25 protein-coding genes and 3 pseudogenes are annotated in these 21,644 nt (G+C 74.4%); 7 read left to right on the top strand and 21 right to left on the bottom strand.

The genetic code is table 11. The features are described from left to right. Nucleotides 1-7 precede the first annotated feature (7 nt). The 3 genes from KMZ30_RS16755 to KMZ30_RS16765 all read right to left on the bottom strand — a co-directional run bounded on the left by KMZ30_RS16755 (nucleotide 8) and on the right by KMZ30_RS16765 (nucleotide 2,735). Nucleotides 8-814, bottom strand: a complete 807-nt coding sequence (locus KMZ30_RS16755; RefSeq protein WP_215514337.1) for an isoprenyl transferase — start codon at nucleotides 812-814, stop codon at nucleotides 8-10. Further along, nucleotides 811-1,536: a DNA repair protein RecO gene (gene recO, locus KMZ30_RS16760; protein WP_030529316.1), complete on the bottom strand. Its 726-nt coding sequence runs from the start codon at nucleotides 1,534-1,536 to the stop codon at nucleotides 811-813. The genes KMZ30_RS16755 and recO overlap by 4 nt, the downstream gene beginning before the upstream one ends. Nucleotides 1,537-1,898: 362 nt before the next feature. Beyond that, nucleotides 1,899-2,735, bottom strand: coding sequence for a DNA-3-methyladenine glycosylase family protein (locus tag KMZ30_RS16765; protein ID WP_215514338.1), 837 nt, complete (start codon nucleotides 2,733-2,735; stop codon nucleotides 1,899-1,901). A gap of 51 nt (nucleotides 2,736-2,786) precedes the next feature. Here KMZ30_RS16765 and KMZ30_RS16770 point away from each other — a divergent pair, with 51 nt between their 5' ends. Then, nucleotides 2,787-3,470 (top strand): hypothetical protein, encoded by a 684-nt coding sequence (locus KMZ30_RS16770; protein WP_215514339.1) that lies wholly within the window; start codon nucleotides 2,787-2,789, stop codon nucleotides 3,468-3,470. A gap of 9 nt (nucleotides 3,471-3,479) precedes the next feature. Here the strand turns inward: KMZ30_RS16770 and KMZ30_RS16775 are convergent, their stop codons facing one another. Next, on the bottom strand, nucleotides 3,480-4,160 hold the full coding sequence (locus tag KMZ30_RS16775) for an SDR family NAD(P)-dependent oxidoreductase (protein WP_215514340.1): 681 nt from the start codon (nucleotides 4,158-4,160) through the stop codon (nucleotides 3,480-3,482). Between the two features lie 120 nt (nucleotides 4,161-4,280). Between KMZ30_RS16775 and KMZ30_RS16780 the strand changes: the two genes are divergently transcribed. Continuing rightward, nucleotides 4,281-4,907 (top strand): alpha-ketoglutarate-dependent dioxygenase AlkB, encoded by a 627-nt coding sequence (locus KMZ30_RS16780; RefSeq protein WP_215514341.1) that lies wholly within the window; start codon nucleotides 4,281-4,283, stop codon nucleotides 4,905-4,907. 13 nt (nucleotides 4,908-4,920) lie between these two features. Here the strand turns inward: KMZ30_RS16780 and KMZ30_RS16785 are convergent, their stop codons facing one another. From KMZ30_RS16785 to KMZ30_RS22445, 7 genes are all read right to left on the bottom strand, one after another. Then, entirely contained in the window at nucleotides 4,921-5,265 is a 345-nt protein-coding gene (locus tag KMZ30_RS16785; RefSeq protein WP_215514342.1) for an iron chaperone, read from the bottom strand. A gap of 20 nt (nucleotides 5,266-5,285) precedes the next feature. Beyond that, the gene (locus KMZ30_RS16790) at nucleotides 5,286-5,618 is read right to left on the bottom strand and encodes a VOC family protein (protein WP_215514343.1); all 333 of its coding nucleotides are present in this window, start codon (nucleotides 5,616-5,618) and stop codon (nucleotides 5,286-5,288) included. Nucleotides 5,619-5,648: 30 nt separating this feature from the next. Further along, nucleotides 5,649-6,527 (bottom strand): PfkB family carbohydrate kinase, encoded by an 879-nt coding sequence (locus tag KMZ30_RS16795; RefSeq protein WP_215514344.1) that lies wholly within the window; start codon nucleotides 6,525-6,527, stop codon nucleotides 5,649-5,651. A gap of 6 nt (nucleotides 6,528-6,533) precedes the next feature. Beyond that, complete coding sequence (gene leuA, locus KMZ30_RS16800) at nucleotides 6,534-8,276, bottom strand: 2-isopropylmalate synthase (protein WP_215514345.1); 1,743 nt, start codon at nucleotides 8,274-8,276, stop codon at nucleotides 6,534-6,536. A 187-nt stretch (nucleotides 8,277-8,463) separates the two neighbouring features. Then, nucleotides 8,464-9,156, bottom strand: a complete 693-nt coding sequence (locus tag KMZ30_RS22440) for a GNAT family N-acetyltransferase (RefSeq protein ID WP_215514346.1) — start codon at nucleotides 9,154-9,156, stop codon at nucleotides 8,464-8,466. After that, nucleotides 9,153-10,172: a 1-aminocyclopropane-1-carboxylate deaminase gene (locus tag KMZ30_RS16810; RefSeq protein WP_215514347.1), complete on the bottom strand. Its 1,020-nt coding sequence runs from the start codon at nucleotides 10,170-10,172 to the stop codon at nucleotides 9,153-9,155. The genes KMZ30_RS22440 and KMZ30_RS16810 overlap by 4 nt, the downstream gene beginning before the upstream one ends. Nucleotides 10,173-10,205: 33 nt before the next feature. After that, nucleotides 10,206-10,799 (bottom strand): ankyrin repeat domain-containing protein, encoded by a 594-nt coding sequence (locus tag KMZ30_RS22445; RefSeq protein WP_308279887.1) that lies wholly within the window; start codon nucleotides 10,797-10,799, stop codon nucleotides 10,206-10,208. A gap of 69 nt (nucleotides 10,800-10,868) precedes the next feature. Here KMZ30_RS22445 and KMZ30_RS16820 point away from each other — a divergent pair, with 69 nt between their 5' ends. Then, nucleotides 10,869-11,804, top strand: coding sequence for a GNAT family N-acetyltransferase (locus KMZ30_RS16820; protein ID WP_215514349.1), 936 nt, complete (start codon nucleotides 10,869-10,871; stop codon nucleotides 11,802-11,804). Here the strand turns inward: KMZ30_RS16820 and KMZ30_RS16825 are convergent. Then, nucleotides 11,794-12,048: an acyl-CoA-binding protein gene (locus tag KMZ30_RS16825; RefSeq protein ID WP_215514350.1), complete on the bottom strand. Its 255-nt coding sequence runs from the start codon at nucleotides 12,046-12,048 to the stop codon at nucleotides 11,794-11,796. The two genes, KMZ30_RS16820 and KMZ30_RS16825, sit on opposite strands and share 11 nt — an antisense overlap. A 40-nt stretch (nucleotides 12,049-12,088) precedes the next feature. Continuing rightward, entirely contained in the window at nucleotides 12,089-13,123 is a 1,035-nt protein-coding gene (locus KMZ30_RS16830; RefSeq protein WP_215514351.1) for an aspartate-semialdehyde dehydrogenase, read from the bottom strand. A 272-nt stretch (nucleotides 13,124-13,395) separates the two neighbouring features. Between KMZ30_RS16830 and KMZ30_RS22100 the strand changes: the two genes are divergently transcribed. From KMZ30_RS22100 to KMZ30_RS22105, 4 genes are all read left to right on the top strand, one after another. Continuing rightward, nucleotides 13,396-14,097: a helix-turn-helix transcriptional regulator gene (locus KMZ30_RS22100; RefSeq protein WP_215514352.1), complete on the top strand. Its 702-nt coding sequence runs from the start codon at nucleotides 13,396-13,398 to the stop codon at nucleotides 14,095-14,097. A gap of 65 nt (nucleotides 14,098-14,162) precedes the next feature. Further along, on the top strand, nucleotides 14,163-14,834 hold the full coding sequence (locus KMZ30_RS22450) for a helix-turn-helix transcriptional regulator (RefSeq protein ID WP_215514353.1): 672 nt from the start codon (nucleotides 14,163-14,165) through the stop codon (nucleotides 14,832-14,834). Continuing rightward, nucleotides 14,831-15,508, top strand: a complete 678-nt coding sequence (locus KMZ30_RS16845; protein ID WP_215514354.1) for a helix-turn-helix transcriptional regulator — start codon at nucleotides 14,831-14,833, stop codon at nucleotides 15,506-15,508. The genes KMZ30_RS22450 and KMZ30_RS16845 overlap by 4 nt, the downstream gene beginning before the upstream one ends. Further along, complete coding sequence (locus KMZ30_RS22105) at nucleotides 15,505-16,188, top strand: helix-turn-helix transcriptional regulator (protein ID WP_215514355.1); 684 nt, start codon at nucleotides 15,505-15,507, stop codon at nucleotides 16,186-16,188. The genes KMZ30_RS16845 and KMZ30_RS22105 overlap by 4 nt, the downstream gene beginning before the upstream one ends. 12 nt (nucleotides 16,189-16,200) lie before the next feature. On the opposite strand, the gene era is transcribed toward KMZ30_RS22105, so the two are convergent. The 8 genes and pseudogenes from era to KMZ30_RS16890 form a co-directional block, all read right to left on the bottom strand. Further along, on the bottom strand, nucleotides 16,201-17,142 hold the full coding sequence (era, locus tag KMZ30_RS16855; protein ID WP_215514356.1) for a GTPase Era: 942 nt from the start codon (nucleotides 17,140-17,142) through the stop codon (nucleotides 16,201-16,203). Beyond that, complete coding sequence (locus KMZ30_RS16860; RefSeq protein WP_215514357.1) at nucleotides 17,139-18,431, bottom strand: hemolysin family protein; 1,293 nt, start codon at nucleotides 18,429-18,431, stop codon at nucleotides 17,139-17,141. Before KMZ30_RS16860 ends, era begins: the two co-directional genes overlap by 4 nt. 13 nt (nucleotides 18,432-18,444) lie before the next feature. After that, nucleotides 18,445-18,912 carry an rRNA maturation RNase YbeY gene (gene ybeY, locus KMZ30_RS16865; protein WP_215514358.1) on the bottom strand — a complete coding sequence of 156 codons (468 nt, stop codon included), beginning with the start codon at nucleotides 18,910-18,912 and terminating at the stop codon, nucleotides 18,445-18,447. Then, nucleotides 18,909-19,259: pseudogene (locus KMZ30_RS22730) on the bottom strand (PhoH family protein); the annotation flags it as partial. The gene ybeY and the pseudogene KMZ30_RS22730, both read right to left, overlap by 4 nt. 276 nt (nucleotides 19,260-19,535) lie before the next feature. Beyond that, nucleotides 19,536-20,351, bottom strand: a pseudogene (locus tag KMZ30_RS22735) (hypothetical protein); the annotation flags it as partial. After that, nucleotides 20,340-21,071 (bottom strand): annotated as a pseudogene (locus KMZ30_RS16880) (PhoH family protein); the annotation flags it as partial. The pseudogenes KMZ30_RS16880 and KMZ30_RS22735, both read right to left, overlap by 12 nt. A 56-nt stretch (nucleotides 21,072-21,127) precedes the next feature. After that, nucleotides 21,128-21,475: a histidine triad nucleotide-binding protein gene (locus tag KMZ30_RS16885; RefSeq protein ID WP_215514359.1), complete on the bottom strand. Its 348-nt coding sequence runs from the start codon at nucleotides 21,473-21,475 to the stop codon at nucleotides 21,128-21,130. Nucleotides 21,476-21,501: 26 nt separating this feature from the next. Next, nucleotides 21,502-21,644 (bottom strand): integrase core domain-containing protein (locus KMZ30_RS16890; RefSeq protein WP_215512587.1); only part of this gene is annotated, 143 nt, incomplete at its 5' end.

The raw sequence follows: 21,644 nt of genomic DNA on the forward strand, positions 1-21,644 counted from the left end.
GGCGAGGTCAGCCGGCCGGGGCCTCCGGCAGGCCGGGTGCGTCGACGGCGCCGCCGTACCGCCGCTCGCGGTCGACGTAGGACTCGACCGCGGCCCAGAGGTCACGCCGGTCGTAGTCGGGCCACAGCCGGTCCTGGAAGACCATCTCGGCGTAGGCGCTCTGCCACAGGAGGAAGTTGCTCGTGCGCTGCTCGCCGGAGCTGCGGACGAAGAGGTCGACGTCCGGCATGTCGGGCTCGGGCAGGTAGCGCGCGACGGTGCGCTCGTCGACGCTGCGCGGCTTGAGCCGGCCCGCCGCGACGTCCTGGGCGAGGCGCTGCACGGCGTCCCCGATCTCGGCGCGGCCGCCGTAGTTGACGCAGAAGTACAGCGTCAGGCCGGTGTTGTGCCGCGTCATCTGCTGCGCCGTCTCGAGCTCCTTGATGACCGAGCCCCACAGGCGCGGCCGCCGGCCGACCCAGCGCATCCGCACGCCCCACGCGTGCAGCTGGTCGCGGCGGCGCCGGATGACGTCGCGGTTGAAGCCCATGAGGAAGCGGACCTCGTCGGGGCTGCGCTTCCAGTTCTCGGTGCTGAAGGCGTACGCCGACAGGTGCGTGACGCCGACCTCGATGGCGCCCGCGACGACGTCGAGGAGCGCGGCCTCGCCGGCCTCGTGGCCCTTGGTGCGGGCGAGCCCGCGCTGGTTGGCCCAGCGGCCGTTGCCGTCCATGACCACGGCGACGTGGCGCGGCATCCGCGACGCCTCGATGACCGGGGCCTGCGCGCCGCTGGGGTGCGGGAAGGGGCGCTCGTAGGGGGTGGGGCCGCTCACCGCTCCACCATACGGAGGCTGCGGATGCCGCGTTCGAGGTGCCACTGGAGGAAGGCCGCGGTGAGGCCGCTGCCCTCGCGGCGCTGCCGCTGGTCGGCGTCGTCGGCGAGCGCCCAGTCCCCGGCGAGGAGCGCGGCGAGCAGGCGCAGCGTGTCGGGGTGCGGGGCGGTCGAGCCGGGCGCGCGGCAGACCGGGCAGACCGCGCCGCCGGCCGCGACGTGGAAGGCGCGGTGCGGGCCGGGCGCGCCGCACTTGGCGCAGTCGTGGAAGCTCGGGGCGTAGCCGCCGATGGCCATCGCCCGCAGGAGGTAGGCGTCGAGGACGAGGCCGGGGTCGTGCTCGCGGTGGGCCAGGCTGCGCAGCGCCCCGGCGAGCAGGAGGTACTGCTGGAGGGCGGGCTCGCGCTCCTCGGTCAGCCGGTCGCAGGTCTCGAGCACCGCCGTGGCCGCCGTCCACGCGGGGTAGTCGCGGGCGATCGCCTCGCCCCACGGGTCCATCGTCTCGACCTGGGTCACGGTGTCGAGGGTGCGACCCTCGTAGCACTGGAGGTCGATGTGCATCCCCGGCTCGAGCCGCGCCCCGAACCGGGAGCGGGTGCGGCGCACGCCCTTGCCGACGACCCGGAGCTTGCCGAGGCGCCGGGACAGGACGGTGACGATGCGGTCGGCCTCACCCAGCTTGTGGGTGCGCAGCACGATCGCCTCGTCGCGGTAGAGGGGCACCGCACCATCATCCGCCCCCGCACCGACATCCCCGACGCCGCCCCGCCGACGACCTCGCACGTGCGGGGTTATCGCGGTCCATCCCCCTCCCAGCGCACGACAAGCCCGCACGTGCGCGGTTATCGCGGTCCGACCCCCTCCCAGCGCACGACGACCTCGCACGTGCGGGGTTATCGCTGTCCGACCCCCTCCCAGAACTCGACAAGGCCGCACGTGCGCGGTTATCGCGGTCCATCCCCAGACCGAGGCACGACAAGCCCGTCCGCGACCGAGGCGCGCCTCGTGGCGCGGGACGTGGGGTGATCACCCCCGGTCTCGCGCCACGAGGGACGCCACGATCCCCGCCCCGACGTCCGCCGGCGTCAGCGTGGGTCGAGGGCGTGGTGGGTCCACAGGTGCACGACGGCGAGGCTGCGGTGCGGCGCCCACGCCTCGGCCAGGCGGGCGGCCTCGCGGGCCGCGACCCCGCCCAGCGCCTTGCGCAGGACGAGGTCGCCGGGCAGGAAGACGTCGGGGTCGCGCAGGCAGCGCATCATCACGAGGTCAGCGGTCCAGGGGCCGACCCCCGGCAGCGCGAGGAGCTCGGCCCGTCGCGCGGCCCGGAGCACGGGGTCGGGCTCGGGCTCGAGCGACAGCCCCCCGGCCACCGCGGCCCCGAGGGCCACGAGCGTGCGGGCGCGGGCGCCGGTGACGCCCACCGCTCGCTGCAGCTCGTCGGGGTCGGCGGCCGCGAGCGCCACCGGCTCGACGGGCAGCAGCGCCGCCAGCCGGGTCGCGAACACCCGGCCGGCCGCGAGCGACACGTGCTGCCCGAGGACGACGTTGACCGCGGCCGCGAACGGGTCGGGCGCCCCCGGCACGCGCACGTGGGGCCGCACCCGGACCAGCGCCCCGAGGACGGGGTCGTCCGCGAGCGCCGCGACCCCCGGCGCCGGGTCGAGGTCGAGCCCGAGCCACCGCCGCCCCGCCTCCAGGGCGCTCGCCGCACCCGGTCCACCCGAGCGCAGCACCGGCGCACCTGACCCCGGCAGCACGACCTCGAGCCACCCGTCCCCGACCGCCCGCCGGTGGATGCTCCCGCCGGCCCCGGACCTGGTCGTCTCGACGCCGTCGACGGCGTGCGCGACGAGCCAGGCCCGCAGCGCCGGCACGTCGACCGGCGCGGACACGACCTCCTCGGTCAGGGGCGGGACGGGCACGCGACCATCCAACCCCACCCCGGCGACACCGCCGCGCCCTACGCTGCCGGGATGACGCAGCAGCCGTTCTTCGACCCGTGGCCGGAGCCGGAGGAGCACGAGCACGATCAGCCCGAGTACGACATCCCGTGGATGCCGCCGCGGCACGTCGTGGGCGTGACCGTCCCCCTCGACGTCGAGATCTTCACCAGCGCCGACGTCGTCGTCCGGGCGACCCGGGCGCGTGCCTACTCGCGGGGTCTCGAGATCGAGGTCGAGACGTGGGTCCGGCCCGGCGCCACCCGACCGGTCGACGACGTCGCGCACGTCTGGGAGCAGCAGGAGCCGCGCGTCGGCGTCCGGCTCGCCGACGGGACGCGCCTCGGCCACCGCCCCCCGCACGGCGCTCCGGACGAGGACGCCGGCCCCTCGACCCTCGCGCAGACCGGCGGCCAGGGCGACGCGCTGCGCTCCAGCCGCTCGTGGTGGCTCCATCCGTTCCCCGACGGTGACGCGCTCGACCTCGTCGTGCGCTGGGACCACCTCGGCGTCCCCGAGAGCGCGGCCTCCCTCCCCCTGGCTCCGCTGCGCGAGGCCGCCACCCGCGAGCAGGTGCTCTGGGACCCGCCCCCGCCGCCCGGCGCGGACGGCGGCGGATGGTTCGCCTACGCGCCGATGTCCGGGAGCGCCTACGGCTCGTCCCTGTCGATCACGTGGGACGACGACGACGACGAGCGCGCCGACGAGGAGGAGTAGGCCTGCAGCTCAGGCGAAGTCGCCGGATGCCACCTCGGCCGTGCGCTGCTCGATCGCGTCGAGCACGACCTGCGCGACCCGCTGGGGCTCGAGCCCCTGCGGGAGCGACGGCGCCGTCCCGGCCAGCGGGCGCGTCGCGAGCCCGGTCTCGGTGTGCGGGGGCCGCAGGTCGATGACCTGCACGCCGCTGCGGCGGGCCTCGCGGGCGAGCGAGCGGTCGGCGGCGGTCAGGGCCGCCTTCGCCGCGGCGTAGGCGACCATCCCGGGCAGGGGCGCCTCGGCGACGACCGCGCTGAGGTTCGCGAGGTAGCCCTTGGTCTCGGCCAGGGCGGGCAGCACCCGGCGCGCGAGGAAGAGCGGGCCGATGACGTCGGTGAGGAAGAGCTCCTCGATGACGGCGTCGTCGGTGTCGACGAGCGTCCCGAAGGCGACGACGCCCGCCGCGTTGACCACCCCGTCGAGCCGTCCGTGCTCCTGGCGGCAGTGCGCGACGAGCCGGTCCCCCAGCGCGGCGTCCCCGATCTCGCCGACCACCTGGGTCGCCCCCGGGACGGCCTCGCCCAGCCGACCTGCGTCCCGTCCGACCGCGACGACGGTGGCCCCCCGCTCCTGCAGCCCCCGCGCGACCAGCCCGCCGAGCACCCCCGAGGCACCGACGACGGCCACGACCTGTGCGTTCTCCTCGCTCATGGCGCCACTCTCGCAGCGGGCACCGCGCGCCCGCCGGTCGCGGACCCGGCCCCTCCCGCGCGCGTCGAACGTGCGGCGAGACCTCTGGACACGTGTTCGATTCCGGGATACGCTCGCGGCATGGCAGTGCTCCAGGGCTCGCTCCTCGACCTCGCCGACGGCATCGAGGTCCGGCCGCTCGGCAGGTCGGTGCGGCGCACGGTGCTCGACCACGGCGCCTGGGTCGACGAGCGCACCGGATGGGTCGGTGGCGCCGACGAGCTCTACGAGGCGCTGCGCCGTGACGTCCCGTGGTTCGCCGAGCGGCGGCAGATGTACGACTCGGTCGTCGACACCCCGCGCCTGCTGTCCTTCTACGGCGAGGGTGACCCGCTCCCCCACCTCGCGCTCGAGGAGGCCCGCGACGCCCTCTCGGCCCACTACGCCGCCGAGCTCGGGGAGCCGTTCGTCACCACCGGCCTGTGCCTCTACCGCGACGGGCACGACTCGGTGGCGTGGCACGGCGACCGCATCGGGCGCAGCCGCAGCCAGGACACGATGGTGGCGATCCTGTCCGTCGGCGCCCCGCGCGACCTCCTGCTCCGCCCGCGCGAGGGCGGTGCCTCCCGCCGGTTCGCCGCCGGGCACGGCGACCTCCTCGTGATGGGCGGCTCCTGCCAGCGCACCTGGGACCACGCCGTCCCGAAGACCGCCCGCCCCGTCGGCCCGCGCATCAGCATCCAGTTCCGGGTCCGGGGCGTGCGCTGACGCCCGAGGCCGGTCAGCCGCGGATGCTCGCGACGCGGAACTCGACGACCCGACGGACGAGCTCGAGCGGCAGCGGCCGGTCCAGCGGCAGCTGCACCGAGCCCTTGCCCTGCGGGTACGCGGCGAACTCCTCCGCGAAGGCCTCGTGCCCGTTGGGGGTCGCGTAGAAGCCGACGTGCCGCGCGAACCCGGCGAAGTAGACCAGCGGTTTCTTGTCGAGCTTGTACGCGGGCATCCCGTAGGCCATCGACTCGACCGCGTCGGGCGCCACCTCGTGGACGACGCGCCGCATCGCGTCGAGCCGCTCGCGGACCTCGCCCTCGAAGCCGGCCAGGTACTCGTCGACGGTGTCGGCCATCGGTGCTCCTCGGGGGGCGGTCAGTCGGTGAGGACGACGCGGTTGCCGTCGGGGTCGGCGAGCCGCAGGATGCGGACGCTGCTCGCCTGCTCCACACCCTCGTGGGCGACGCCGGCCTCGGTCAACCGCGCGGCGACGGCGTCGAGGTCGGCGACGGCGATCGTGCAGCCGGAGCGACCCGCCGCGTGCGGCTCGCGCCAGACCTGCAGGCCCGCACCGGGGCCGAGGCGCCACTCGAGCAGTCCGTCCATCGGGCGCTCGTCGGGCCCCCGCCCGAGCAGCGCGGTGTACCAGCGCTCGGCGGCGTCGAGGTCGGAGACGCGGAGGTTGGGCATCACGAGGATCGGGTCCATGTCAGGACAGACCCGTCCCGGGGCACGAACTCATCGCTGCCGCGCCCAGCCGAGGGCGCCCGGGTGGGCGACCGAGCGCGAGGCGACCTCCACCGCGCGGGCGAGGGAGCCGGGCAGGTCCGTGGCTCCCCCGCGGCCGAGCTCCGCGAGCAGCGCGCCGTGCAGGACGTCACCGGCGCCGAGGGTGTCGACGACGTCGACGACCGGCACGGGCACCTCGCCGTGGACCCCGCCCGCCCAGCGCCAGCGCACCGGCCCGGCGCCGTCGGACACCGCCGCCCACGACGGACCCGCCGCCAGCACGGCCCCGAGCACGTCGGCCGACTTCGGCTCGTCCGGCACCGCGAACGCGGACGACAGCACGGCCAGCTCGGTCTCGGCCAGCAGCTCCTCGAGCCCCGGCTTCCACGAGCCGCCGTCCAGGAGCACCGGCACGCCCCGTCTCCGGGCGGCCCGTGCGACCGCCACGGCGACCGGCAGGTGGTGCCCGTCGACGAGCACCGCCGCCACCCCGTCCAGCAGGGCGTCGAGCGCCGAGTCGGACGGCGCTGCGAGGCCCGCCACCCCGACCGCGTTGCGCGACACCACGGCCCGCTCTCCCGACGCCTGGGTCACGAGGACGGTCGACAGGGGCGGCTCGAAGGCCGGGGGCGCAAGGTCGGTCACCGCGACGCCCCCGGAGGCGAGCTCGCGCAGCACGACGGCCGACAGCGGCCCGCTGCCCACCGCCCCGACGAACCGGGTCGGCACACCGAGGGCCGCGGCGGTCAGGGCCGCGTTGCACGCCGGGCCGCCCGCGGTCACGTCGGCCGCGAGCGCGACGACCTTCTCGTCCGGGCCCGGCACGGCCTCGACGACCTGGACGACGTCGACCGTCGCCAGCCCGCACGCGAGGACCGTGCCGGACACCGGGGCTCAGCCCTCGGCGGGAGCGCGCTCGGCGCGGTTGACCGCGGAGAGGATGGCCCGCAGCGACGCCTTGACGATCGACTCGTGCAGCCCGACGCCCCAGAGGACGCGGTCGCCGACGGCGCACTCGACGTAGGCGGCGGCGCGGGCGTCGCCACCGGCCGACAGCGCGTGCTCGTGGTAGTCGAGCACGCGGACGTCGACGTCGAGGGTCGCGAGCGCCGCCGTGAAGGCGTCGATGGGTCCGTTGCCGCGGCCGTGGACGGGGGTGTCGACCCCGTCGACCCGGATGACGGCGTCGATGACGTCGGTGCCGTCGTCGGAGCCGGCGATCGTCGAGCGGACCGGGCTGAACCGGCCCCACCGGTGGTCGGGCGACTCGGAGTGCAGGTACTCGTCGGCGAACATCGCCCAGATCTCGGCGCCCGAGAGCTCGCCGCCCTCGGTGTCGGTGCGGCGCTGGACGACGTGGCTGAACTCGACCTGGAGGCGACGCGGCAGGTCCAGCCCGTGCTCGGCCTTGAGCAGGTACGAGACGCCGCCCTTGCCGGACTGGCTGTTGACCCGGACGACGGCCTCGTAGGAGCGGCCGATGTCGTGCGGGTCGATCGGCAGGTACGGCACGCCCCAGTCGAGGTCGTCGATGCTCGTGCCCTTGGCCTTCGCCCGGCGCTCCATGTCCTCGAGGCCCTTCTTGATGGCGTCCTGGTGGGAGCCGGAGAAGGCCGTGTAGACGAGGTCGCCACCCCACGGGTGGCGCTCGTGGACGGGCAGCTGGGTGCAGTACTCGACGGTGCGCCGGACCTCGGCCATGTCGGAGAAGTCGATCTCGGGGTCGATGCCCTGGCTGAAGAGGTTCATCCCGAGGGTGACGAGGCAGACGTTGCCGGTGCGCTCCCCGTTGCCGAAGAGGCAGCCCTCGATGCGGTCGGCGCCGGCGAGGTAGCCGAGCTCGGCGGCGGCCACACCCTCGCCGCGGTCGTTGTGCGGGTGCAGGCTGACGACGACGGACTCGCGCCGGTCGAGGTGGCGGATCATCCACTCGATGCTGTCGGCGTAGACGTTGGGCGTCGCCATCTCGACCGTCGCGGGCAGGTTGATGATCATCTTGTGGTCCGGCGTCGGGTCGATGACGTCGATGACCTCGTTGCAGATCCGCACGGCGAACTCGAGCTCGGTGCCGGTGTAGGACTCCGGCGAGTACTCGTAGTAGACGTCGGTCTCGGGCACCGTCTCCTCGAGCTTGCGGCACAGGCGCGCGGCCTGGAGCGCGATGTCGACGATGCCGTCCTCGCTCATCCCGAAGACGACGCGGCGCTGGAGGACCGAGGTCGAGTTGTAGAAGTGGACGATCGCCTGCTTGCTGCCGCGGATCGCGTCGAAGGTCCGCTCGACGAGGTGGTCGCGGCTCTGCGTGAGGACCTGGATCGTCACGTCGTCGGGGATGTGCCCGCCCTCGATGAGCTCGCGGCAGAAGTCGAAGTCGGTCTGGCTGGCGCTCGGGAAGCCGACCTCGATCTCCTTGTAGCCCATCCGCACGAGGAGCTTGAACATCCGCATCTTGCGCTCGGAGTCCATCGGGTCGATGAGCGCCTGGTTGCCGTCGCGCAGGTCGACCGCGCACCAGCGCGGCGCCTTCGTCATCGTGCGGTCGGGCCAGGTGCGGTCGGGGAGGTGGACCTCGATCTGGTCCTGGAACGGCAGGTACTTCGCCGTCGGCATCCCGGAGGTCTGCTGGGGGTGGATCATCTCTGCGCTACGCCTTCGTCTCGTCTGCGGGGGCCGGCCGGGTGCAGCAGGAGCTCCGCGACGAGGGGCGGCCGATGTCAGGCCCCGCCGCGGCAGCGAAGGAGGAGGCGCGAGGAACGCACACGTCGAGCATGCCACAGGGGTCGCGGGGTGGCGAGCGACGTGTCCACGACTCGGGCCGTCGGGCTCACCCGTCGCGCCGGACCACGACGACGGCGACCTGCCGACGGACGGTGAACCCGAGGCGCCGGTAGAGCCGGTCGGCGCCGTCGTTGCCGAGCCGGGTGTGGAGCATCGCCCGGTCGCCGCGCTCCTCGATGGCGCCCGCGGCGGCACGGGTCACGAGGGCCCCGAGGCCGGCGCCCCGCGCCTCGGCCGCGACGCACACCCCCGACACCTCCCCCCACCCGGGCGGCCGCATGCGCTCGCCGGCCATCGCGACCAGTCGTCCCTCGCGGCGCACCCCGAACCAGCGACCGGCGAGGTGGCTCGTCGGTCCGAACGGGCCGGGCTCGGTCTCGGCCGCGAGCCGGACCATCTCGGGCGAGTCGGCGTCACCGAGCTCGACCACGCCGTCCTCCCCGCTGCGCCCGACGGGCCGCTCCGCGACGAGCTGGGTGGCCGGCTCGCGCACGAGCTCGGTCCAGCCGGCCGGCGTGGGCGGGACCTCGCCACGCAGGAACACCGCGGTGCCACCGGGACCGACGAGCTCCGCGAGGGCGTCCCAGCCCTCGCCGTCGACCACGCCCACCCCGCAGAACGGGGCGATGCCGTCGCGGTAGCCGAGGGCGCGGCCCCCGGCGGCCGCCCGCGCGAGCCCGGCCTGCGGGCCGGTGAGGGCCGCCCAGGCGACGTCGTCGAGCGGGTGCCCGCCGGTCACGGCCAGAGGGAGTGGTACGCGTTGAGCGCCTGCTGGCCGCCGAGGTGGGCGTAGAGCACGGTCGAGTCCTTCGGGATGTCCCCGGAGCGGACCAGGTCGACGAGCCCGGCCAGCGACTTCCCCTCGTACACGGGGTCGGTGATCATCGCCTCGTACTGGGCGCCGAGGCGCATCGCCTCCATCGTCGAGTCGACGGGGATGCCGTAGAGGTCGCCGGCCCAGTCGGGCAGGAGGGTGAGCTCGTCGTCGCGCAGGTCGCGACCGAGCTCGATGACCTCGGCCGTGTGCCGGGCGATGCGCTCCAGCTGCGCCCGCGTCTTCTCGAGGGTGGCGCTGGCGTCTATGCCGATGATCCGGCGCCGCACCCCGGTGAGGTCCTCGAGCGCCGCGAAGCCGGCGACCATCCCGGCGTGCGTCGAGCACGTGACGGTGCAGACGACGACCGTGTCGAAGGTGACGCCGAGCGCCTTCTCCTGCTCGGCGACCTCGAAGGCCCAGTTCGCGAACCCGACTCCGCCGAGCGGGTGCTCGCTCGCCCCCGCGGGGATCGGGTAGGGCGTCCCTCCGGCCTCCTCGACCTCGCGCAGCGCGTCCTTCCACGAGTCGCGGATGCCGATGTCGAAGCCCGCCGGGTCCAGCCGCGCGTCGGCGCCCATCATCCGCGAGAGGAGGATGTTGCCGACGCGGTCGTTGACCGGGTCGTCCCACGGCACCCACTTCTCCTGCACCAGACGGCACTTCAGCCCGAGGTGCGCAGCGACGGCGGCGACCTGCCGGGTGTGGTTGCTCTGGTACCCGCCGATGGAGACGAGCGTGTCGGCGCCGCTGGCCAGCACGTCCGGGACGATGTACTCGAGCTTGCGGACCTTGTTGCCGCCGTAGGCCAGCCCACTGCTCACGTCCTCGCGCTTGGCCCACACCTGCGCCCCGCCGAGGTGCTCGCTCAGCCGGCGGAGGTGGTGCACCGGGCTCGGGCCGAAGGTCAGGGGGTACCGCGGGATGTCGTGCAGGCGCATGCCGCAGGTCTACCACCGCGGGAGGCCCGCGCGTCAGCCCCGTTCGCGGAGCAGGCGCGCGATCTCGGTGCGGCCCAGCCGCTCGGCGTGCTCGAGCGGGGTCACGCCCTCGGCGTCGGCGACGGACGGGTCGGCGCCGGCCTCGAGGAGGATGCGGACGATCTCCTGGTGGCGCGCTCCCCCGTCCCCGAGGATGACCGCCTCGAGCAGCGCGGTCCAGCCCAGCCGGTTGACGTGGTCGACGTCGATGCCGGTCGTCACCACCCGGCGCACGTAGTCGACGTGGCCGCGCTCGCTCGCCGGGATGACCGAGACGCCGCCGTAGCGGTTGACCTCGGTGAGGTCGGGGTCGGCGGGCAGCAGCACCTCGAGCATCGCCACGCTCCCGGTCACGCCGGTGACGAGCCACGGGGTGTCGTGACGGTCGTCGAGGGCGTCCGGGTCGGCGCCGGCGGCGACGAGCACCCGGGCGGCCTCGACGTGGTCGGCGGCCGCCGCGAGGAGCAACGGCGTGCGGTCGTGGTCGTCGCGGGCCTCGGTGTGCGCGCCGGCGTCGAGGGCGGCCCGGACGGCGTCGGCGTCCCCCGTCGACGCGGCGGCGAGGAGGTCGGTGTCGGCGGTGGTCACGGACCCCAGTGTGCGACACCGCGGGAAACGCGGGTGCGGGGCACGCGGCAGGTCGGCCATCCTGTGCCGGTGACGCACTCCCCCGACCTGCCGTCCCTCCCGTCCGGCTGCACCGAGCGTGCGCTGACCGCCGACGACCTCGACGCCGCGTACTTCGTGTACTCGAGCGCGCAGCTCGAGGACAGCGGGGTCGTCGCGCTCGAACGCGCCGACATCGAGGCCGACTGGTCGCGTCCGAGCATGGACCTCGCCGCGGACACCCGGGGTGTCCTGCGCGACGGGCGGCTCGTGGGCGCGGTGGAGGTGGCCCGGCGCGGGACCCGGGCCGAGGGCGCCGTCCACCCGCACGCGCGCGGGCACGGGGTCGGGACGTGGCTCGCGGCATGGGCCGAGGCGCGCTCGCGGGCCAGCGGAGCGGCGTCGGTGGGGCAGACGGTCCCGCGCGGGTCGGCCGGGCACCGGCTGCTGGAGGCGCGCGGCTACCGCGACGGCTGGACGTCCTGGGTGCTCGAGCTGCCGGCCGGGGCGCGCGTGCCCGAGCGTCCGCTGCCCCCGGGCTACGGGCTGCGGACCGCCGAGAGCGAGGCCGACCGGCACGCGGCGCACGAGGTCATCGAGACCGCGTTCGGTGAGTGGTCGGACCGCACCGGCGAGACCTACGACGAGTGGGCGGCCGGCACCGTGCGGCGACCCGGCTTCGAGCCGTGGAACCTCCGGGTCGCGGCGCTCGGCGACGAGGTCGTCGGCGCCTGCTTCACCGTCGTCGACGAGCGGGGGTGCGGGTTCGTCGACCAGGTCGCCGTCGCGCGCGAGCACCGCGGGCGAGGTCTCGCGCAGGCGCTCCTCGCCGACGGCTTCGGCCACGCCGCCGCGCACGGCGCGGTGCGCAGCGAGCTGTCGACCGACAGCCGCACCGGGGCGCTCGAGCTCTACCGGCGGGTGGGGATGCGGGTCTCGGCGACGTGGGTCCACCTCGTCCGCGACCACGACGGCGTCAGCCGCTGAGGCCCCGCGCGACCTCGACGTACTCGGCGCGGGCGGCCTCGGCGTCCGTCCCGCGAGCGGCGGCCCAGGCGTCGTACTTGGCGCGACCCACGAAGTCCATCATCCCCGGGCGCTTGCCACCGACGTCGCCCTCGGTGGCCTGCTTGTAGAGCGCGTAGAGGCGCAGCTTGGTGTCGTTGCCCGGGTCCTTCGTCAGCCCGGACACCGCCTCGACGGCGGCACGGAACTCGTCCTCGGTGGCCATGGCCGCGACTCTAGGCGTCGGCCCGCCCGGGGGCCAGCGCTCAGCGTCGCTTGACGAGCTCCTCGGCGACCTGGACCGCGTTGAGGGCCGCACCCTTGCGCAGGTTGTCGCCGACGACGAACAGGGCCAGCCCCCTGCCCTCGGGGGCCGCTTGGTCGGCGCGCACGCGGCCGACGAACACCTCGTCGCGCCCGGTCGCCTGGAGCGGGTTGGGCACGTCGGTGACGACGACGCCGGCGGAGCGGCCGAGCACCTCGAGCGCCTGCTCGGGGCTGATGTCGCGCTCGAACTCGGCGTGGATCGCGAGGCTGTGCCCGCTGAACACCGGGACGCGCACGCACGTGCCCGACACGCGCAGGCCGGGGATGTGGAGGATCTTGCGCGACTCGTTGCGCAGCTTCTGCTCCTCGTCGGTCTCGAGGCTGCCGTCGTCGACGAGCGAGCCCGCGAGCGGGACGACGTTGAAGCCGACCGGCACGGCGTAGACCTGCGGGTCGGGCAGGGCGAGCGCGGAGCCGTCGAGCGCGAGGTCCTTGGGGTCGCCGGCGGCGTACCCGCCGCGCAGCTGCCCGTCGAGCTCGGTGAGGCCGACGCCGCCGGAGCCGGACACGGCCTGGTAGCTCGAGACGTGCAGGCGGACGAGGCCGGCGAGGTCGTGCAGCGGCTTGAGGACCGGCATCGCGGCCATCGTCGTGCAGTTCGGGTTGGCGACGATGCCCTTCGGGATGTCGTCGAGGTCGTCGGGGTTGACCTCGGAGACGACGAGCGGCACCTCGGGGTCCTTGCGCCAGGCACTCGAGTTGTCGACGACGACCGCGCCGGCAGCGGCGACGCGGGGCGCCCACTCACGCGAGGTCGCACCGCCGGCCGAGAAGAGCGCGAGGTCGAGCCCGGAGAAGTCGGCGGTGGCCGTGTCCTCGACGGTGACGTCGCGGCCGTCCCACGGCAGCGTCGATCCGGCGGACCGCGCCGACGCGAAGTAGCGGATCTCCTCGACCGGGAAGTTCCGCTCGTGCAGGAGGGTACGCATGACCTTGCCGACCTGACCGGTCGCACCGAAGACTCCGACTCGCATGCCCGCCAGTCTAGGGAGGGCGGCGCCCGCCGGCCGTGGACGGCCCGGCATCCGGTCACCGGTCGGGCGAGCAGGCCCGAGCCGGTGGCGTGGCCGGGGCACCCCCACCCCTGGAACGGTGCACCCGGCCACGCCTGCTCTCCGCCCCGGAGGACCACGTGGCGCGACGACCTCCGTCGGCGGTGGCCGTCGCGGCACTACTGTGACCCGAGGAGCCCCGAGGGGGAAAGCGTGATTGCGAGATCTCGCAAACCGTGGGAGGGAGCAGGTCGGTGGGGACGCAGGACGGTGCCGGGGGGCACGGGTACGACGTGGGCGAGTTCTTCCGGTGGGTGCAGGCGCTCGCTGTCCGGGGCGACCCCCGGATGGAACCGCTCGGCGACCTCGCGCCGGCCTTCGAGTCGGGCATCGCCGCGCTCGCCGGGTCGGTCCGCCGCAGCATCTGGCACATGACGTTCCGCCCCACGTGGTCGGAGGTCCGGATGGCCCGACCGCTCGCCGACGCCTCGCGGCGGACCGGCATCGACGGCCGCTACGTCACCGACCGCGTCACCTCGGCCCGCCTGCCGGTGCTCGCCAGCCACCACCACCCGTACTTCCGGCACCACCCGGTCCACGCGCCCCTGCTCGTCGTCGACGCCCGCCGGGTCTACGTCGGCGCGCCGCCCGGCCACGAGCTCGCCGGCTCGGTGTGGACGAGCACCGCACCCCAGGTCGTCGGCGGCGCGGTGCGCGCCTTCGACGCCGTCTGGCGGGCCGCCGTCGACCCCCACCCGGGCGACACGGCACCGTTCACCCGACGCATGGTCGAGATCGCCTTCCACCTGACGGACGGCGCGAGCGACCGGGAGATCGCGCGGGCCATCGGGGTCTCGGAGCGGACGGTCTCGGCCGAGGTCGCCGAGCTCATCCGTCGCCTCGGCGCGCGCAACCGGTCGCACGCCATCGCCCTCATCGGCGACGCCGGCCCCTGACCCGCTGCGGGTCCGCATCACCCCCTTTAGGCTGGGCCGCCCCACCAGACCCAGGAGACGCCGCCGTGCCCCACCCGTCCGCGATGGAACGCCTCGTCGTCCACGTGGGTCGGCTCGCCGCGCAGGGCTCTTCGGTGCTGCGACCGCTGCCCCGGCTCGCGGACGCCCTGGTCGAGCTCGACGCGGTCGAGGCCCGCACGCAGTGCAGCGTGTGGAACATGCAACGCGAGATCCGGCTCCCGGTCGTGCGGCTCGCCACTCACCTCGACGCTCGTTCGCGCAGCCGCCAGGTCGAGGAGCGCACCATCTACCCGGTGGCCCGAGCGAGGACCCGCCCCTTGGTGACGACGTTCGAGCCCGCGATGCGCCTGGCACCGGTCGACATGCCCCTCCTCGTCGCGGACGAGCGCGACGTCGTGCTCGGCCTTGCGGCGCGGGACGGCGACGTGTTCGCGTGGGCGTGCGACGACCCCGAGGTGGCGGAGCCGGCCTCTCGGGCCTTCCTCGAGACCTGGAAGGCCGCGCGATCGTGGGAGGAGGCCGGGCTGCGGCCGCCGCTGGCCCCCCGCCGGTTCCACGTCGCGCTCGGCATGGCCGACGGCCTGAGCGACCGCGAGATCGCCGAGACCCTCGGGGTCAGCCCGCGCACCGTCGCCGTCGAGGTCCGCGCGGTCCTCGACTGGCTCGGTGCCCGCAACCGGGGGCACGGCATCGCGATGCTCGTGGGGGCCGCGTGAACCGGCACGTCGGGGCCGCCCTGCGGCTGGCCGAGCGCGTCCGGCGGCTCCTCGCCACGAGGGACCCGGCCCTGCGGCCCCTCGGGGAGGGCCAGGCCCTCATCGCGACCTTCGAGGAGCTCGAGGCCGGGACCACGCGGTCCCTCTGGCTGGCCGGCGACCGGCACGTGCCGTCGACGGCGCGCGGGATGCGCGCGCTCAACGACCGCTCGCGCGCGCGCGGCATCGAGGAGCGGGTCGTGTTCTCCACGGCCCACGCCCGGTCCTCCCCGCTGCTGACCACCTTCGACCCCCACGCGCGCATCGGGCCGGTGCCCCTCAAGCTCCTCCTCCTCGACGAGCGCTACCTGGTTGTCCCGGGCCCGGACGGTGTGGGGGTCTCGGGCTCCGCGTGCGGCACCGACGACCCCGACCTCGTCGCGCTCGGGGCCGCGGCGTTCGAGGAGACCTGGGCGCGGTCGGTGCCGTGGCCCGAGGTCGGCCTGCTCCCGCCCCTGCCGGACCGGACCTTCGGCGTCGCGCTCCTGCTCCTCGACGGGTGCTCCGACCACGAGATCGCCGACCGGCTGGGCGTCAGCGCCCGCACCGTGTCCCTCGAGGTGCGGGCCGTCGTCCGATGGCTGGGGGCGCGCAACCGGGCGCACGCGGTCGCGATGCTCGTTGGCGCCGCGTGACCCCGCCGCGCCCGGCCACGAGCACCCTCGCCGCCCGGGTCCGGGCCCTGCTCGACCGACGCGACCCCGTCCTCCGGCTGCTCGGCGAGGGCCGAGACCTCGCCCGCGTCGTCGCAGAGCTCGAGACCAGCGCCGAGCACTCGTTCTGGCGGATGGCGGACCGGCACGTCCCCTCGATCGCCCGGGTCATGCGCGAGGTCCCGCGGCCGCCTCGACTCCGCGCCCTCCAGGAGCGTGTCGTGTTCTCCGCGACCCACGCCCACGAGTCGCCCCTCCTGACGTCCTTCGAGCCCGGGTGCCTGGTGGGGCCGGTCCACCAACGCCTCACGCTCGTCGATGGGCGCTGCCTCGTCGTGCCCGGCCAGGACGGCGCCGCGGTCGTGGGGTCGGCCTATGGGACCGACGACCCCGCCCTCGTCGCCCTCGCGCACGCCGCATTCGAGGAGGCATGGGTGACCGCCGTGCCCTGGCGCGAGGCCGGGCTGCGTCCCCCGCTGCCGCTGAGACGTTTCCGTATGGCTCTCCTGTTGCTCGAGGGGCACTCCGACCAGGAGATCGCCGACGAGCTCGGCGTCGGGCCGCGCACCGTCTCGCGCGAGGTCCGCGAGGTCGTCGCGTGGCTCGGCGCGCGCAACCGCTCGCACGCCGTGGCGCTGCTCGTCGGCGCCGGCGCACCCTGACGAGCCGTCGCGTCAGAACCCGAGGCGCTGCATCTGTTTGGGGTCGCGCTGCCAGTCCTTGGCCACCTTGACGTGGAGGTCGAGGTGCACCCGCTGCCCGAGCAGCGCCTCGATGCCGCGCCGGGCGTTCGTGCCGACCTCCCGCAGACGGGAGCCGCCGCGGCCGATGACGATCGCCTTCTGGCTGTCGCGCTCGACGAACACGTGGACGCGCACGTCGAGGAGCGGGTCGTCGGCCGGCCGGTCCTCGCGCTGGACCATCTCCTCGACGACGACGGCGAGGCTGTGCGGCAGCTCGTCGCGGACACCCTCGAGCGCCGCCTCGCGGACGAGCTCGGCGACCATGACGGCCTCCGGCTCGTCGGTCAGCTGGCCGTCGGGGTAGAGCGGGCCGGGCGAGGGCGGCAGGTAGCCGGACAGCACCTGCGCCACCTCGTCGACCTGGTCGCCGCGGGTCGCGGAGCACGGCACGATCGCGTCCCAGTCGCCCAGCCGGTCGACGGCGATGAGGTGCTCGGCGAGACGCCGGCGGTCGACCGAGTCGGACTTCGTCGCGATGGCGACGACCGGCACGCGCCGGCCGCGGCGCAGCTCGGCGAGCTCGTTCGCGATGAACTGGTCGCCCGGGCCGACGCGCTGGTCCGAGGGCAGGCAGAAGCCGATGACGTCCACCTCGAGCAGCGTCTCGCGGACGAGGTCGTTGAGGCGCTCACCGAGGAGCGTCCGGGGCCGGTGCAGGCCCGGCGTGTCGACGAGGACGAGCTGGCTCGCGTCCGTCGTCACGATGCCGCGGATGGTGTGCCGCGTCGTCTGCGGCTTGCTCGAGGTGATGGCGACCTTCGACCCGACGAGCGCGTTGGTCAGGGTCGACTTGCCCGCGTTGGGGCGGCCGACGAAGCAGGCGAACCCGGCGACGTAGCCCTCCCGCGCGGCGATGGGGGTGCTGTCGGTCATCCGACGCTCTCCTCGAGCTCGGCGTCGGCGGGCTGCTCGGGGGCGACCCGCTCGACGAGGACGGTGGCGACGCGGTGGCGCCGCCCGGACATGCGCTCGGCCGTGAGCCGCAGCCCCGCCACCTCGCAGGAGGACCCGACGATCGGCACGAGGCCGGTCGTCTTGCCGATGAGGCCGCCGACGGTGTCGACCTCGTCCTCGTCGAGGTCGACGTCGAAGAGCTCGGCGAGGTCGTCGATGTGCATCGTCGCCGCGACGCGCGTGCGGCCGTCGGGCAGCTCCTCGACCTCGAAGGCCTCGCGGTCGTACTCGTCGGTGATCTCGCCGACGATCTCCTCGAGGATGTCCTCGATCGTCACGATGCCGGCGGTGCCGCCGTACTCGTCGACGACGACGGCGAGGTGGGTCTGCTCGAGCTGGAGCTCGCGCATGAGGGCGTCGACCGGCTTGCTCTCGGGGACGAAGCGCGCCGGGCGCATCAGCTCGGTGACCGGCAGGGTGACGGCCGCCGGGTCGGCGTTCATCCGCCGCACGACGTCCTTGAGGTAGAGGATGCCGACGACGTCGTCGACGCTCTCGCCGACGACCGGGATGCGCGAGAACCCCGAGCGGAGGAACAGCTTCATCGCCTGGCGGCAGACCCGGTCGTCGTCGACGGCGACCATGTCGGTGCGCGGGACCATCACCTCGCGCGTCAAGGTGTCGCCGAGCTCGAAGACGGAGTGGATCATCTCGCGCTCGTCGGAGTCGATGAGCCGGTTCTCGCGGGCGACGTCGACGAGGTCGCGCAGCTCGGACTCGCTCTCGAACGGCCCGTCGCGGAAGCCCTTGCCCGGCGTCACGGCGTTGGTCAGCGCGATGAGCAGGCGCGAGAACGGGCCGAGGACCCGGCGCAGCCAGATCGCCACGGGCGCCGCGAGCAGGGCGACGCGCGAGCTGTGCTGGCGGCCGAGGGTGCCCGGCGAGACACCGACGATGGCGAAGCTGATGAGCGCCATGACGCCGATCGCCACGAGGAACGGCTGCCACGTGCCCTCGACGAGCGCGACCGCGGCGAGGGTGACCATCACGGCGGCGGTCGACTCGGCGATGACCCGCAGGAACGACAGCACGGAGAGGTAGGCGGCGGTGTCGCCGACCACCCGGACGAGCGCGGTGGCGCCGGGGCGGCCCTCGTCGGCCAGCTCCTCGGCGCGCACCCGCGACATCCGCTGGAAGGCCGACTCGGCCATCGAGATGAGGAACGCGACGACGGTCGCGAGGACGGCCGCGACGACGAGCCGGGTCATGGGGTCCTCCGGCTCAGGTGCTCGGTCGGCCGCGCGTGGCAAGGAAGGTGAGGAGGAGCTGGCGCTGCAACTCGAACATCTCCTTCTCCTCCTCGGGCTCGGCGTGGTCGAAGCCGAGGAGGTGGAGGATGCCGTGCGTCGTGAGCAGGAGCAGCTCCTCCTCGGTGGCGTGGCCGGCCTCGCGGGCCTGCTTCGCGGCGACGGTCGGGCAGAGCACGATGTCGCCGAGGACGCCCTCCTGCGGCGGCACGCCGTCGCGCCCGGGACGCAGCTCGTCCATCGGGAAGCTCATGACGTCGGTCGGGCCGGGCAGGTCCATCCACTGCACGTGGAGGGTCTCCATCGCGGCCTCGTCGACGAGACGCAGGCAGAGGTCCGCCTGCGGGTGGACGCGCATCTCCTGGAGGACGTAGCGCGCGCAGGCGACGAGCTCGAGCTCGTCGAGCGCGACCTCGGTCTCGTTGAGGACGTCGATGCTCATGCGCCCGGGCCGTCCTGCGGGGAGGGGCGGCGGGTCGGCGCGCGGCGCGGACCCTTCTGCTGGCCGGCGTCCCAGCGGTCGTAGGCGTCGACGATGTGCCCGACGAGCCGGTGGCGCACGACGTCGGCGGCCGTCAGCTCGGAGAAGTGGACGTCCTCGATGTCGCCGAGGATGTCGCGCACGATCCGCAGGCCGCTCGTCGTGCCGCCGGGGAGGTCGACCTGCGTGACGTCACCGGTGACGACCATCTTCGAGCCGAAGCCGAGGCGGGTGAGGAACATCTTCATCTGCTCGCCCGAGGTGTTCTGCGCCTCGTCGAGGATGATGAACGCGTCGTTCAAGGTGTTGTGCGTGACCAGGTAGTCGTCGGTCACGTAGAGCGAGTCGGCCGCCGCGACCTGGATGCACATGGTCTCGGCGGTGCCCGCCGGCTCGATCGACTCGATGTAGCGCATCGGCCGGCCACCGCCGTGGCGGAGGAACGTGTCGCGCTTGCGCCCCAGGCGGAACGGGACGTAGCCCTCCGGGAGGCGGAGCTCGACCGTGTAGGAGTCGTGGCGGTGCTCGACGGGACGCCCCTTGGCCAGGCCGGGCGCGCGCCCGGCGGCCGGGCGGACCCGCCAGGTCGCCACCCCACCGAGGGAGCGGACGATCGCGACGACGTCGTCGCGCAGTCGGGGCGAGGTGGTCGAGTACTGGACCCGGCAGGTCCGGTCGACCTGGGTGACGGGGCCACCGTCCGAGTCGAGCAGCCCCTCGAGGACGGCGAGCCTCACCCACGGCGCGTTGTCGAGGTAGACCGGCGGGACGAACTTCGTGTGGGACGTCGTGCCGGCGAGGCCGAGAGCGCGCACCACCTCGGTGACGGGGTTGGCGACCCGGAGCCCGCCGCGACCGTGGCCGCGGTGACGCAGGACGTGGTCGTAGCCGTCCTTGCGCGTGACGTCCACGGCGAGCAGGGGCTCACCGAGGGCCTCCTGGAGGCGCTCGACGAGCTCGGGGTCGGCCGTCGTGAAGGACGGAGTCGTCGACGTCGTGAGGCGGCCGTCGCCGAGGAGCAGCCCGAGTGCGTACGGGTCCATCGGCACGTCCTGGGGCACGACCTCGACGGCCTCTACGAGGGGCAGCTCGAACCGGTGGACGTGGCCCCGGCGCAGGCGACCGACCATGTCGGACGTCTGCACGGTGCGCCAGCGCCCCCGCCGCTTGTCCTCCGGGGTGCGGACAGTCCACAGGTGCTCGCCGCAGGCGAGGGTCGAGGCGCCGTCCTGCGTGGTGACGCGGAAGACCTCCTTCCGGCCCTGCGGGTAGACACCGATCACGGGCGTGGGACGGCCGTCCGAGCCGGTGACGAGGTCACCCACCTGCAGGTCACCGAAGCGGCGGAAGCCATCAGGGGTGTGGACCCGGCTGTCGAGGGGCTGCGCGCGGCCGCGCATGTAGGCCAGGGGCGCGACCTCGACGGTGCCGGACGCCATGAGCTTCGGGATCGACTCCGGGTCGACCATGTCGTGCAGCGCGTCGTAGAGCGGTCGCAGGTAGGGGTCGATCTTGTCGTTGAGCGTGCCGGGCAGGAAGCCCAGCCGCTCCCCCGCCTCGACGGCCGGACGCGTGAGGATGATCCGGTTGACCTGCTTGGCCTGGAGGGCCGCGACCGCCTTGGCCATCGCGAGGTAGGTCTTGCCGGTGCCGGCGGGCCCGATGCCGAAGACGACGGTGTTCGCGTCGATCGCCTCGACGTAGCGCTTCTGGTTGAGCGTCTTCGGCCGGATGGTGCGCCCGCGGTTGCTGACGATGTTCATCGTCAGGACGTCGGCGGGACGCTCGACGGTCTGCGCGCGGAGCATCTGGATGGAGCGCTCGACGGCGTCGCGGTTGAGCGGCTGGCCGCCGTCGATGACGTCCAGGAGCTCGTCGATGAGGCGCTCGATGAGGGCGACCTCGGCGCTGGGGCCGGCGAGGTGGAACTCGTTGCCGCGCACGTGCACCTGCACCTGCGGGAACTGGCGCTCCATCGTCCGGAGCATCTCGTCACGGGGACCGAGCAGCGTCACCATCTGGACGTCGGCCGGGATCGTGACCGTGTGCAGCGGCACGTGCGGTTGGCTGGGGCTGGAGCCGGCGTCGGGGGCCGGGCCGTCGTTCTGCGCGTCTGACATCGTCGGGCCAGTCTAGAGGCCCGCACCGACGGGCATCACGCGGGAATGCGCGCCGGTCAGCCGGGGGGCCAGGTCAGCTCGCGCCCCCCGAGGACGTGCAGGTGGCAGTGGAACACCGTCTGCTGCGCCGCCGCGCCGGTGTTGGCGACGAGCCGGAACCCCTCGAGGCCCTCGTCGTCGGCGACACGGGCCGCGAGCGCGACGGCGTCGGCCAGCTCCTCGGGCGACTCGGCGGCGAGCGTCCCGACGTCGGGGACGTGCCGGCGCGGGATGACGAGGACGTGCGTCGGCGCCTGGGGGCCGATGTCGCGGAAGGCCAGCGAGTGGTCGGTCTCGGCGACGACGTCGGCCGGGACCTCACCCGCGAGGAGGCGGCAGAACAGGCACTCGGAGGTCTCGCTCATGGACCGACCCTAGATGTACCCGGCCATCAGGTTGGTGACAGACGGCTGGTCGGTGGGAGTCCGCCGAGGGCGGTGTGGCGTCGCTGAGTGTTGTACAGCTCGAGCCAGGGGGCAAGGGCGTCGGCGCGGGCTTGGTTGCTGGTGAAGACCTGCCGGTAGGCCCATTCGG

Origin of the sequence: Phycicoccus mangrovi, from assembly GCF_018729305.1 — a bacterium.
Lineage (GTDB): Bacteria > Actinomycetota > Actinomycetes > Actinomycetales > Dermatophilaceae > Phycicoccus > Phycicoccus jejuensis.